This window comes from Peribacillus muralis (genome assembly GCF_001645685.2).
GTDB lineage: Bacteria > Bacillota > Bacilli > Bacillales > DSM-1321 > Peribacillus > Peribacillus muralis_A.
Map to the genome: position 1 here is coordinate 1,001,608 of NZ_CP017080.1, position 13,755 is coordinate 1,015,362.

At 40.1% G+C, this 13,755-nt stretch carries 12 protein-coding genes; 5 read left to right on the forward strand and 7 right to left on the reverse strand.

Annotated features, from left to right (window positions below; genetic code table 11):
* Window positions 1-2: 2 nt before the first annotated feature.
* The 5 genes from ABE28_RS04795 to ABE28_RS04815 all read right to left on the reverse strand — a co-directional run bounded on the left by ABE28_RS04795 (window position 3) and on the right by ABE28_RS04815 (window position 5,565).
* Window positions 3-824, reverse strand: coding sequence for an EcsC family protein (locus tag ABE28_RS04795; RefSeq protein ID WP_064466803.1), 822 nt, complete (start codon window positions 822-824; stop codon window positions 3-5).
* A 47-nt stretch (window positions 825-871) separates the two neighbouring features.
* Complete coding sequence (locus tag ABE28_RS04800; protein WP_064466802.1) at window positions 872-2,131, reverse strand: helix-turn-helix domain-containing protein; 1,260 nt, start codon at window positions 2,129-2,131, stop codon at window positions 872-874.
* A 155-nt stretch (window positions 2,132-2,286) separates the two neighbouring features.
* Window positions 2,287-3,285, reverse strand: coding sequence for an inorganic phosphate transporter (locus ABE28_RS04805; RefSeq protein WP_064466801.1), 999 nt, complete (start codon window positions 3,283-3,285; stop codon window positions 2,287-2,289).
* A gap of 16 nt (window positions 3,286-3,301) precedes the next feature.
* Entirely contained in the window at window positions 3,302-3,922 is a 621-nt protein-coding gene (locus ABE28_RS04810; protein WP_064466800.1) for a DUF47 domain-containing protein, read from the reverse strand.
* Between the two features lie 644 nt (window positions 3,923-4,566).
* Window positions 4,567-5,565, reverse strand: a complete 999-nt coding sequence (locus ABE28_RS04815) for an inorganic phosphate transporter (RefSeq protein ID WP_064466799.1) — start codon at window positions 5,563-5,565, stop codon at window positions 4,567-4,569.
* A gap of 373 nt (window positions 5,566-5,938) precedes the next feature.
* On the opposite strand from ABE28_RS04815, the gene ABE28_RS04820 reads away from it, so the two are divergent.
* The 3 genes from ABE28_RS04820 (at window position 5,939) to ABE28_RS04830 (ending at window position 9,352) form a co-directional block, all read left to right on the forward strand.
* Entirely contained in the window at window positions 5,939-6,769 is an 831-nt protein-coding gene (locus ABE28_RS04820; protein ID WP_064466798.1) for an aldo/keto reductase, read from the forward strand.
* 670 nt (window positions 6,770-7,439) lie between these two features.
* On the forward strand, window positions 7,440-7,694 hold the full coding sequence (locus ABE28_RS04825; RefSeq protein ID WP_180319977.1) for a GlsB/YeaQ/YmgE family stress response membrane protein: 255 nt from the start codon (window positions 7,440-7,442) through the stop codon (window positions 7,692-7,694).
* 314 nt (window positions 7,695-8,008) lie between these two features.
* Window positions 8,009-9,352, forward strand: a complete 1,344-nt coding sequence (locus ABE28_RS04830) for an FAD-binding oxidoreductase (protein ID WP_064466797.1) — start codon at window positions 8,009-8,011, stop codon at window positions 9,350-9,352.
* A 114-nt stretch (window positions 9,353-9,466) separates the two neighbouring features.
* Here ABE28_RS04830 and ABE28_RS04835 read toward each other — a convergent pair whose 3' ends face one another.
* Window positions 9,467-10,363, reverse strand: coding sequence for an RluA family pseudouridine synthase (locus tag ABE28_RS04835; RefSeq protein WP_064466938.1), 897 nt, complete (start codon window positions 10,361-10,363; stop codon window positions 9,467-9,469).
* A 247-nt stretch (window positions 10,364-10,610) separates the two neighbouring features.
* Between ABE28_RS04835 and ABE28_RS04840 the strand changes: the two genes are divergently transcribed.
* Entirely contained in the window at window positions 10,611-11,030 is a 420-nt protein-coding gene (locus tag ABE28_RS04840; RefSeq protein ID WP_064466796.1) for a DUF5365 family protein, read from the forward strand.
* 66 nt (window positions 11,031-11,096) lie between these two features.
* On the opposite strand, the gene ABE28_RS04845 is transcribed toward ABE28_RS04840, so the two are convergent.
* Entirely contained in the window at window positions 11,097-11,567 is a 471-nt protein-coding gene (locus ABE28_RS04845; protein ID WP_064466795.1) for a thioredoxin family protein, read from the reverse strand.
* Window positions 11,568-12,081: 514 nt separating this feature from the next.
* Here ABE28_RS04845 and ABE28_RS04850 point away from each other — a divergent pair.
* On the forward strand, window positions 12,082-13,629 hold the full coding sequence (locus ABE28_RS04850; RefSeq protein ID WP_064466794.1) for a bifunctional GNAT family N-acetyltransferase/carbon-nitrogen hydrolase family protein: 1,548 nt from the start codon (window positions 12,082-12,084) through the stop codon (window positions 13,627-13,629).
* Window positions 13,630-13,755: the final 126 nt, after the last annotated feature.

Sequence of the window (13,755 nt, forward strand, 5' to 3'; positions counted from 1 at the left end):
GCTTAATTTTTAAGTGTCGTTTCTTGAATGCGTTCTAAAATCCGTCTTTTCCTATACAGCATGATACCTGTATCAGCCATATCGGCAATCATGGAGCGATTGGTGATGGCGCCAAAAATCATTCCCGCAATCGGAACGATTTGCAAAAGCTTTTTCCAGCCAAACTGATCACGATATGTATATACAACTTCCCGCCAGCCTTGCAGCTCCGAGGCCATTTTCCTGTTTGACTCGGATTCAGGGAGGTCCATTTTTGACAATTCCTCTAATATGGCCCTTTTTCCAACAACATCAGACGTTGTGAATTGGAGGCATTTGACGATGAAAATCCGTTCTTGACGGATACGGGGATCGAAGCCATAAGTGATGGCGATATCCTGAAGGATTTTGATCGACATGCCCAGAAGAAGGGGAATATCGATGGCTAAGGTGAAAATTCCTCCTATACCGGTAGTGGCGCCTTGAACCGTTGCCAATTTGCTGCCGGAGTTTTTGATATCGTGACTCACGCTATCCATGACATCGAGCGGCAAGCTTGAAACATCATTTAAGTCCTTAATGTTCATTTCAGGACTTTTGGCTTGCAACTTACCGATAATATTGGTCTCTTTCGTTAAATATTTTCCGCCAGTCTGAATGTAGCTGCCGATTTCATCGAGCATGATACCCAATTTATTCTGGATGAAGCTGGGTGTCAATTTATCCAATAGCTTGAAGGGAAGTCGTCCGATTCTTTCCCAAAACCAAAGCCCCTTTTGATCCTTCTCCCATTTTTCAATGGTTTGTAGTTCTTTCTCAAGCGCTTCTGTTGTTTCGAGGTTCATAAGACCAACCTTTCCATGCTTCTAGTATCTCCATATCAGGGAATATTTCATGAATTTTTCTTGAAATATTCATCATATTGATCTAATTTAATATTAAGGAATAGTGACATTTTTTGTATTGGGTCTTTTAATCGAATGGTTCCCACTTCGGAAATTCGCTTTAAACGGTAATTCAATGTATTCACATGAATATGAAGGTTCCTCGAAGCCTCGTTTGGGTTACAGTCTTTCTCCAAGTAAACGGTAAGTGTTTGCAGCAGCTCGGTCTGGTTCTTCCTATCATATGCTTTTAATCTTAAAATGGCTGGATGGGCATGACGCTGTTTATTCCCTGCGAGCGCTTCAATCATTTGGAACATTCCAAGCTCTTCATGATGGACGATGAGCTTCATATCATCAGGGAAAATATTCTTCATTCTTAAGGTGTATTTTGACTCCTCGTAGCTTGATTTAACATCCAAAAAGTTTTTATACGTATTGCCAGCTGTACCTAGGATATGCTCTACACCGAATCGCTGTTTCATTTCCAGGATGAAAAAGGGAATGAAATCATACAAAGATGCAGTAAAGAAAGAACTGTTTTCCTCGTTGGCACCTGCGAAAAGAATGAGCTTATTTTGGTCGATGGCAAAAAGGGAACTGTTTATCTTTTGCGTAGTCGTTAGCATGTAAGATATGTATCGTTCCACTTCACGATTGATCTCCTTAGGAAATTCAAATACCAATATTGAAAAAACAACAGGAACATGTAGCGAAAATTTCGTGAAGTTTTCAATTACTTCCGATTCGTCTTGGTAGTGTCCGGTCAATAGCCGCCATAGGAATTCCTGATGACCCGCTTCTTTCCTTTTCTTTTTCAGCTGCAATTGCTGTAATTGATTCTTTGCCTCCTTCGCCGCAATTTGAAGAAATTCCATATCTTCATCGGAGAACGGTGCATGGACCTCTAGGGCCCAGATGAAACCAAGGACTTCATTGTTTTTTCGAATGGAAACCGCTGCCCTATTACCTAAGCCAACATCATTAATGGCCCCGATTTTGATGGGGGCATCCTCTTTCAATAAAGCAGGGATGATGCCGTCTTTCCATAAACTATTGATGACCTTTTCAGGGACGCGTCTACCGATGATGGTCATGATGCGCGCCTGATCGGTGGTATCATCGTGTGTGCTATATGCAATTAAACGGTGGTTACCGTCCTCGATTGTAATGGGACAACCTAAAACCGAACTGATTCTATCGGCAAACTCCATCATATCTCCATAAAGGTCTTTAAAAATATCTCTATTTTTTTCGAATTCCTTCATATCTATTTTTGCCCCTCGCTAAAAAAATTCCTTCTCCTTGAATTTTAAACGATTTTTTCTGAATAAGCATGGATTATTTCCTTAACGCAACGGTGCTTTGGTGTGAAAAACATAAAATCCCTACCGATTTAAACCGGAAGGGATTTTATGTTTTTTTAGAATAGAAAATTAATTAAGTAATAAATCAAACCTGCCAAAGTGGCAGAGATGGGAATGGTAATGAACCATGTAACAATCATTCTTCTTGCCGTTCCCCATTTTACACCTTTGACACGATGCGCTGATCCAACACCAAGGATTGAAGATGAAATAACATGGGTTGTACTGACGGGCATGTGTATCACGGTCGCACCGAATATGATGAAGGCTCCAGTTAAATCCGCTGCAACACCATTAACAGGGCGGATTTTCATGATCTTGCCGCCAACCGTTTTAATGATTTTCCATCCGCCGACGGAAGTTCCAAGTCCCATTGCTAGCGCACAGGAAAATTGAACCCAGAAGGGGATATCGGTACTTGATGCATAACCATTTGCAATTAGGGCCATCGTGATGATACCCATCGCTTTTTGAGCGTCATTCGTTCCGTGGGTATACGATTGAAGGGCTGCTGTAGCAATCTGTATAGTACGGAATTTTTGGTTTGTTTTTGTCAAGTTATTATTTTTAAAGACGACTTTAAAGATGCTGTATACGATAAACCCGATTGCAAAAGCAATTAGCGGGGAGAAAATCAAAGCTTGAAGAATTTTTAAGAAACCTTCCCATTTTATGCCGGAGAAACCAGCTGCAGCAATGGCCGCACCTGCAATTGAACCGATCAATGCGTGGGAGGAGCTGCTTGGTATCCCGTAATACCAAGTAAGTAGGTTCCATATAATAGCGGCAAGCAAAGCTGCCAGGATTACATAAGAACCATTCGGAAGTGTGAACGGATCGACGATATCCTTCGTAATCGTCTTTGCTACGCCAGTGAATGTCATGGCTCCGACGAAATTCATGATGGCTGCCATGATAATGGCATGCCTAGGCTTCATAGCCTTAGTTGAAACGGCAGTCGCTATAGCATTGGCTGTATCATGAAATCCATTGATGAAGTCAAATGCTAAGGCGAAGAAAACGATTAATATTGTCAGAATTAATAAAGTATCCATTTATAGGGGGTACTCCTTAGGCGTTTTTCATTATGATGGTTTCAAGTGTATTGGCCACTGCTTGACAGTGATCGGCGATTTCTTCTAGGCTTTCGTAAATTTCTTTATATTGGATGATTCTGATTGGATCTTTTTCAACCGTAAACAGGTTTTTGATCGATTGACGTTGAATTCCATCACAAACAGATTCAAGATCTTTAATTTTAATTGCATTTTCACGAATCATTGGTAATTTTTTTGTGGAAAGAGTATCTACAGCTATTTCAATTTCATACGTACATTCCTTGATTGCATCGACAAACTTAAGCATATACTCGTCAGCATTGACGATCGAGTACATTTCGAATAATGCGGAGCAGTGCTCCAAACCGTCTATGACATCATCCATTCTCATGGTTAGTTCAAGGATATCTTCGCGTTCGATAGGCGTGATGAAGGCGTTGTTAAGCTCTTTGATTACGTTATGAACCATTGAATCGCCTTTATGCTCATAGTCTTTCATCTTATCTGAAAATACTTTTAGATCGGAGATGTTTTTCAGCTTATAATCCGCGAAATAGTCAGCACCTTCTTTAAGGTTTTGAGCGATGTTAAAAAGCATTACTGCGAATTTGTCTTTTTTTGATTTAAAAGCCATGTTGAAGCCTCCCAATTATTCATGCAATTTACGCACCTAAGTCGTACGCTTAGTATTAACAAGTTGATTGTAACGAATTCATATACATTCAGGGAAGGTTTTTCGACGAAAATTTACAAAATCTTAATAAAACTTTACATATGAAAACAAGGATAAGTGAAATATGGGAATAAGTTGAAAATGTTGAGTGGGATTTAATGATAAAAACATCTTGGTAAGAATGGCTAACGAGGCAGGGAGCTTGCTCCTCTGGTTTAACCATGGACATGCTCCAGTAGTTTGTAGAATCATGGAAAGAAGCTTTACCACCGGAATTTACGATTACTACATAATAGATCATGCAAGGAAAAGGTACCAAAAAATATTGATCTATAGGAATGCGAAAGATGCCTTTTTTGTCCGGGAATGATATAGGGTAAACCAGGTATATTTCTTTATAGCTGCATCTGCGGTCGTGTGGAAGGGGTAGACAATGTGTTTTGTCGGGAGGATTGCCAAGCGGATAAGAAAATAAAGATCGTAAAGCCAAGCTTTGAACTAAAGGCTAAAATGCAAAGTGGATTCTAAAAGGGGTTCGAAATTTTTTTTTTCGAACCCCTTTAGAATGAAATTTAAAGCCTCTCCATATGGAAAGACAGACGATGCTATAAAAACAAGGCGATTATATAATAAATCATTCCGGCTAATGAAGCGGAAATCGGCAAGGTTATGAACCAGGTGATTAACATGCTTTTAGCCGTACCCCATTTTACCCCTTTGATCCGGTGCGCAGAACCGACCCCAAGGATGGATGAAGAAATGACATGAGTTGTACTGACGGGCATGTGCAGGAAGGTAGCACCGAAAATGATCGCCGCACCCGTCATATCGGCAGCAACTCCATTTACCGGTCGGATCTTCATGATTTTTCCGCCGACGGTTTTAATGATTTTCCAGCCTCCTATGGATGTTCCGAGCGCCATAGCTATTGCACAGGACAATTGGACCCAGAATGGGACTTCGGAATTTGTGGCATATCCGTTAGCGATTAAGGCCATGGTGATGATACCCATGGATTTTTGGGCATCGTTCGTTCCGTGTGTGTAGGATTGGACGGCAGCCGTGAGAATTTGTATTCTCCTGAAACGTTTATTGGTTTTTCCTAGGTTGTTGTTTTTGAAAATCACCTTGAAGATGCTGTACACAATGAACCCAAGCGTAAATGCAAGGATGGGTGAAAGAATCAAGGCTTGAACAATTTTAGTGAATCCACTCCATTTTATCGCATCGAACCCACTGGCGACAATGGCCGCCCCAGCTATCGAACCGATAATCGCATGGGAAGAACTGCTTGGAATGCCAAAATACCAGGTAACCAAGTTCCAAGTTATCGCTGAAAGAAGTGCAGCCAAAATTACATAAGAACCATTATTTAATGTGAATGGATCCACGATATCCTTCGTAATCGTATGTGCTACACCTGTAAAGGTCAGTGCCCCTAATAAATTCATGGCTGCAGCCATGATGATGGCATGGCGTGGCTTAAGCGCCTTGGTTGATACGGCTGTTGCGATGGCATTCGCCGTATCATGGAACCCATTGATAAAGTCAAAGACCAAAGCAAAAACGATAATTAACGCGGTTAAGATGAAAATGCTACTCATACATGGAAGACTCCCTTAATATTCAAATATGTAAAAAATGAATTTTGATTGTAAACAATAAAAGGACGTTGATTCGTTCTGCAACTCCTCATTATTTAGAATGGGGGTTTTACGTTTGATTATTCTTTAAAGATCGCACCTTCTTTGACTTGTTTTTAAACAACTATTCAATTGTAACGAATTTCTTATCTATAAGGATAGATGTTTCGTCATTTTTTTACAAAATATTTAATTTAGTGAAGGGTCAAATGGTTAATGTTACCTTTATTCAGACGTATTTTCATTTTAATTGAATCGAAAAGGCAAGGCTTATGGTTAGAAATAGGTGAAAGGGAGATGTATAATTGGTAAATAAAAGGTTGGGGGAATGAAAATGATTTCAAGCATTGGCGAAACGATCACTCTACAAAATGGGGTTGAAATGCCGCAATTGGGTTTTGGTGTTTTCAAGGTGAAGAACGGTAACGAAACGGTTGAATCCGTCAAGAAAGCAATCGAAGTAGGATATCGTGCGATTGATACTGCAGCCATTTATGAAAATGAAGAAGGCGTTGGACAGGCAATCTCCGAGTGTGGAGTGCCTCGTGAAGATTTGTTCATTACATCTAAAGTGTGGAATACGGAGCAAGGATACGAAACGACTCTTCAAGCATTTGATGATAGCTTGAAACGGCTTGGCTTAGATTACTTGGATTTATATTTGATTCACTGGCCGGGCAAAGATAAATACTTGGATACATGGAGGGCTTTGGAAAAGCTTTATAAGGATGGAAAAGTGAGATCGATTGGCGTAAGTAATTTCCATATTCATCATTTGGAAGATTTACTTGCGAACTGTGAAGTGAAACCAGTCGTCAACCAAATTGAATTGCATCCCCTTTTGACTCAAGGTGAAATCCGTGATTACTGTGAAAAAAATGAAATCAAGGTGGAAGCATGGAGCCCGCTAGGCAGGGGAAATCTATTGGAAGAGCCGACAATTAATCATATTGCGAAAAAGCATGGGAAAAGCTCAGCGCAAGTGTTAATAAGATGGCATCTGCAGCATGATATCGTCGTTATACCTAAATCCATCACACCGGCTCGAATTGAGGAGAATGCCCAGGTGTTTGACTTTTCATTGAGCCTTAACGAAATGAATCAAATCGATTCCTTGAACAAAAATGAACGATTCGGAAGCAATCCGGATGAGGTTTTGTTTTAAAGACGATTCGGTAATAAATGGGAGGATGACCCATTAAGTGGGCATCCTCATATACTGTAGACAACAACTCGAAAGTAATGGAGTTTGTCTGCAGTTTTTTTAGGTTTTAATAGTAACGTTCACTACATGTTGCATTAGTAAGAATACTGACCTTCCAATGCAGGCCCTCGCTTAATCAAGGTGCCCATGAGGGAACACCTCCCAAGAACGCCATAGACTGAAGTGAGGGGATGTCCAGCTTAGGGACATGCCCTTTCTTTTAACATAAGGACATATTTGAGGAAGTTCCTGCTTATACTAATTATGTAACGAAAATAAGCGTATTATATACCCGTTCACCCCATCTAATAACCTTGTTTTAATTGCCAAATATATTTTTAAGAAATGAGGTTTTAGATTATAGAAACGGGGAAAATAATGAGTACAACGGCAAACAAAAAGAAAACACACTAACACATCGAGGAGTGCCAATCAGTTACTCAGGGGCTATGGCTAGCTAACTTTACCCACTAACTAAAACATTCACATTCATTAGATATTGTGCATAACCGGCATCATACCATTTGAATGTAAAGTTAAAGAACTGAATAGGCAGGACTTAGTAACGTAAAGAGATTTCTTGGAGTTTTGCTGTAGATTAAAAACAATAATTTGAAGGAGGAAATATATTATGGGATTTTTATGGTCATTAATTATCGGAGGTATCATTGGTTGGTTAGCAGGTATGATCGTTGGACGTGACGTACCATTTGGAATTATCGGTAACATTATTGCAGGTTTCGTCGGTGCATGGTTAGGTTCATTGATTCTAGGAACTTGGGGCCCTTCAGTAGCAGACTTCGCTATCATTCCGGCATTGATTGGAGCAATCGTATTTGTCTTCATCTTAAGCCTTATCTTAAAAGGCATGAGAAAAGCATCATAATAACTAAATGAAGCGACAACCAAGATTGTAGAGTAACTTTCTCTACAATCTTTTTTTGTGCCTCAACATCCAGACCGGGATGTTGTTCGGTTTTTTTATGCCCCACAAGTTGAAGATGAATAATCTTACAAGGCAGCAAACCATTATTTGCATCGAAGAAACGATTAAGGGCCAAACTCCACAGGTGTTTGGCTTTTTATTGATGGCTGGCTGGTTCATCAATGTAAAACAGGGGGGCATTTTAACATATATATCACATATCATATACAGTTGCATTTTTAAAATCATTAACTTCGTAAGAAGGAGTGTGGTATATGGGATCGACACAATTAACAGGGCGGATAATCTTTAAAGGGGACCCGGGTTATAAAAAAGCAATTAAGAATTGGAACCCTTATGTTGATGCCCTTCCTCTTGTATTTGTTTTTGCACAAAATTCCTTCGATGTAAGTAATGCTATTAAATGGGCTCGTGAGAATAAAGTGCCCTTGCGTGTCAGAAGCGGACGCCATGCTCTAGATAAGGACCTCTCAGTGGTAAACGGAGGTATCGTCATTGATGTGAGTGATATGAAAAAAGTTCGTTTGAATAAATTAAAGGAGATTGCAACCGTTCAAACAGGAGTTAACGTCGGTCCGCTTGTAAAGGGATTAGCTCGGGAAGGCTTTATGGCTCCGTTTGGAGATAGCCCAACAGTAGGAATCGGAGGTATTACGATGGGCGGCGGATTTGGAGTACTCTCACGATCGATTGGCCTTATAAGTGATAACCTTCTTGCACTGGAAACGGTGGACGCCAAAGGCAGGATCATTCAGGCGAATGAAGACTGCAATGAGGATCTACTATGGGCTTCAAGAGGTGGCGGAGGCGGTAATTTTGGCTATAATACCGAATACACTTTTAAAGTTCGCCGTGCCCCGAAAACTGCAACCGTCTTCAATATTATTTGGCCGTGGGAACAATTGGAAACAGTGTTTAGAGCTTGGCAAGGTTGGGCACCGTTTGTAGATGAACGATTAGGATGCATACTCGAAATATTCAGCAAAGTAAATGGTCTTTGTCATGCAGAAGGTATTTTCTTAGGTTCAAAAGCTGAGCTGATAAAATTATTAAAACCCTTAACAAATACTGGAACCCCAACTAAAATAGATATAGAAACATTACTTTATCCAGATGCTATCGATTTCTTGGATCCTGATGAACCAATCCCTGGTAGATCTGATCAGAATGTTAAATTCTCATCGGCTTGGGGACTTAATCTTTGGCCGGATGAACCCATTTCCATAATGAAGGAATTTTTGGAAAAGGCGACAGGGACAGAATCGAATTTCTTTTTTCTGAATTGGGGTGGAGCTATAAGCAAAGTACCTAGCACCCATACCGCTTTTTTTTGGCGCAGCCCTTTGTTTTATACGGAATGGAATGCTAGCTGGGAAAAAAGATCACAAGAAGCCCTGAATCTTGCATCAGTTGAAAAAGTACGTAAGTTGATGAAGCCCTATGTAAAAGGTTCATATGTTAATGTTCCAGACCAAAATATTAAAAAATTTGGAAAAGCCTATTACGGCTCAAACTTTGCCAGACTTCAAAAAGTAAAGGCTAAATATGATCGTAAAAATTTATTTCATTTTCCTCAAAGCATACCACCTAAAACATAATACCAATATTTGTATGTATCATACATTTTTTTTTAGGAAAGCGCGGGCGGAACCTATTTTCAATGAAGAAATTCAATTCACACCGTTCCGTAATGGAACGGTGTTTTCTGTAGATTAGATGTTACCATCAAATATTTCAGGTTTATCCAAGAATGGAGCTTCAATAACCAATTTTTCTTCGGTAATGGGGTGGGTGAATTCAATTTTCCGTGCATGCAGTGCTTGACGCGGAAAAATTTCTTTGCCGCCATACAAGGTATCTCCTGCCAAAGGATGGTTCAAATGGCTAAAATGCACCCTGATTTGGTGGGTTCGGCCGCTTTCCAAGGTACAGCTGACAAGCGACAAGTTTCTTTTGGGATCGTGATTAATCACCCGGTAATGCGTGACTGCAGTCTGTCCTGTCGGAGAAACCCTGCGTCTCGTAGCATGATGCCGATCGCGGCCAATTTTTTCTTTGATTTCCCCTTCCTTCTTATGGAGGGTTCCTTCGACCAATGCTACATACGTCCGTTTGATCTCCCTTTCTTCCAACATTCTATCGAGCATCGAACCAATTAGGCGGTTCTTGGCAAAAAGCACCGCTCCGGTCGTGTCTTTATCAAGCCTATGAATATGCTTGATCATACAGCTTTGGCCGGTTTCTTGAAGATGGTGGGCGACTCCATTTATGAGGGAATGATTATCTCCTGGTCGGGAAGGATGCGTATCGATGCCAGCGGGTTTATTGGCTACAAGCAGCCACTCGTCCTCATATAAAATCGGGATCTCTAAGTTAGTCGCTTGAACGGCTTCATTTTCAACTGCCTCCATTAAAGGGATGCTGAGCAGATCTCCTTGTTGCAGGGTAGCGGACCATATAACAGCTTGACCATTGAGCTTCACTTCTTTACTCATTCTCCATTCATGTACCAGCTTCTTCGGTGCTCTCCACCGTTCCCTGAAGAGTTTTTCCAGAGAAAGTCCATTCCAATTTGGCAGTACTTTAATTAACATATTTTGATTATTCATATCGAAATTTCCCAATATCATTCCTACTTTCGACTTATTTGGTTGAGTTTAAACGAAAAATATATATAATGATTACAGGTTATCCATGAAAAAAGTGATAATCGTCCTATTGTTAAGGTTAGTGTGGTGGAAATTACCACATATTTTTTACAATTTTTATGTTATTCTATTTGGAAAGAAATCGCTTGTCCTAGAATATACATATATTAGATAGGTCTAACGGATCTGAAAAAAGGTGGTTTTTTTAGTGAAGACGGTCTTTTCTTCAACGGAAGAACAAGAACAAGAAATAGCGAGACTCGTTTCGCGTTTCTACGAAACTGTATTTCCAAAATACTTTCCTGAAAGTGAAATCCTTCATTTTCGGAAGATAGGCGTTTTAGAGCCCAATCGCAGCACACCTACCTACTTGGGTACTTTAAGGGATGCTTATCAAGTGATGACTTGTCTGCATGTACTCCATTCCATCTTAGGTAAACTCCAGGAAGAAGATTCCATAATGATGGATTCCAGCTTGGCGGAATTGTTTAAACATAATATTACTTTATTAAATGAATACGGAATCTTTTTCCCTTTTTATTATGACCATTTTTCACGTGTAAATCATGAAGTGAGTAATGATATGCAGATGATGGATATCCAAGTGGCGAATCAATATCTAGTATAAGCCATAAAAAATGAGCAGGCTATAACGGGAGAAACAATTCCGTCAGGGCCGGCTCATTTTTCATCATTAATTAATGTCGTTGTCCTCGAACCATTTTTTAAAGGTTTCCTCTTCTTTAAGTCCAACGATCCGTTCTTGTTCTTTTCCATTTTTATAGTGAACGATGGTTGGGGTATCCTTGATGCCATAATCGCTCCACCCTTGCTCAAATTCCAATAGATTGTATTGAACAAGATCTATTCCCAGTTTTTCTGCCAATGGCGCTACGACCGGCGTGGTTTTTTCACTATAAGCATTTTTAGGACTATAGTAATAAACAGTCACGTCTTTATTATCCTTAAGGTCTTGCTCCAATTCCTGGGGCAATATCAAGTTTTGATAATTGGGGTCATCCAGCTGATTGACGGTGGCTGGGTCAAGTTTATCTTTGCCATACGGATTTCCCTTTGATTTTTCTTCTTTTTTCATCGTTGTCAAAACGCCCATCAGGACTAATAAAGCGACGATTATCACTAATAAAATAGCCATTTTCTTCATTAAGCTGCAACCTCCTTGAATCTTGTCCGTACGATGAAACTGCAAATGCATATGACGATGAATGCAGTCAAGGCTAGGAACGGGTTGGAAATGAAACCTACCCCGTAATTTATAGTCCTGTACATGGAATTCTTCCGCACGCATAGGTATGGTCGGGAATTGATGATACATGGAAACTCACGTATCGATTTGGATAATATAATGGTAAAAAGCTAATTCACTTTACTAATGATTGCTATTTTTAAAAAAGGATATAGGATGATTCGCGGGAAGCAGCTCAGGCTAAAAACAAAATGTTTTCGTCACTGGGCTTTGTTCATTCCTGGTTCCTCTTCCCCATCTCTTTTTCCCCTAAAGAAAAGTATAGTATGTATGGATGGGGTCTGTAAAATATATATTCTTTTTCGGGGTATATTAGCCAAGCAATTGCGAAAAACATGGATAGGAACAGTTGTTTTAATTTTTGAATAAGGGGTATAATTCTTATGGAAGAGATTAAAGGAGTCTGAGGAAAATGCCAAATTTGGACCTGCAAAAGTATGAAAAAATAATGGAAATTCGTAACATGAGACTAGAAGATATAGATGAAATAATCACCCTGCAATCGAGTTGCTTTCCGGGAATGGTCCCATGGAAGCGTGAACAGCTAGAGAGCCATCTGGAAATTTTTCCTGAAGGGCAATTTGTAGCGGAATATGATGGAAAAGTGATTGGCTCATGCTCGAGCCTAATTATTAATTTTGACGAATATGATGATCGCCATACATGGGACGATGTAACCGATAATGGTTATATCACGAACCATAATCCGGACGGGTATAACCTATATGGAATTGAGGTCATGGTCCATCCTAATTTTCGCAGGATGAAAATTGGACAAAGGCTGTATGATTCAAGAAAAGAACTCGTTGCACAGCTGAATTTGAAGAGCATCATCATCGGCGGCAGGATCCCTAATTACCATAAACATGCTGAGGAGCTTATGCCAAGGGAATATGTGAAAGAAGTGCAGTTACATAAAATATATGACCCAGTGCTTTCATTCCAGCTGCTAAATGGATTCACGCTCATGAGGATCAATCCGAATTACTTGCCGGATGATCTGCAATCGAATAAGTATGCCACGCTCATGGAGTGGAATAATGTCGATTACCAGGCGAAATCCAAACGTTATTACAAAACCTCAGAACCTGTTAGGATCTGTGTGGTGCAATACATGCTGCGCAAGATCGATTCATTCGATGACTTCGCAAACCAAGTCGAGTATTTCACTGATGTTGCATCGGATGCTAATGCTGATTTCGCGGTATTCCCGGAATTGTTCACGACCCAGCTGATGTCATTCTTAAATGAAAGATCGCCTAGCTTGGCTGTAAGGAAGCTTTCTGATTTCACGGAGCAGTATATCGAATTGTTCACCACATTAGCTGTAAGGTATAATATTAATATCATCGGCGGTTCCCATTTCGTAAAAGAGGACGATGATAACATTTACAATATCGCGTATTTATTCCGTCGTGACGGTACGATTGAAAAGCAATATAAGATTCATATCACACCGAATGAAAAGAAATGGTGGGGGATCAACGCAGGCGACCGCGTTCGTGTCTTCGATACGGATTGTGGGAAAATTGCGATCCAAATTTGTTATGATATTGAGTTTCCGGAGCTTGCCCGGATTGCTACCGACATGGGAGCCAAAATCATATTCACTCCATTTTGCACTGAAGACAGGCAAGGTTATTTGCGCGTTCGTTATTGTGCGCAGGCACGTGCTGTGGAAAATCAAATTTATACCGTCATTTCCGGAACGGTCGGTAATTTGCCGCAAACGGAAAATATGGATATCCAATATGCCCAATCGGGAATTTTTGCTCCATCCGATTTCGAATTTGCTCGTGACGGCATAGTCGGGGAAACGAGCCCGAACTTGGAGATGGTCATGATTGGCGATGTTGACCTGGAAATATTGCGTCGAGAAAGACAATCAGGGACAGTAAGGCAATTAAAAGATCGCCGTCATGATTTATACAAGATACAATATCAAAAAGGTGGAAAATAAAGCAGTTAAAGAGCTCGTGATGAGAAGTGACGCTTCGTGTGTTTCCTCTCATTTCGAGCCTTTACTTCATTTATTGGAAATAATGTGATAATTTTGTATATGTAAGCTAGATACATAAAACATAGT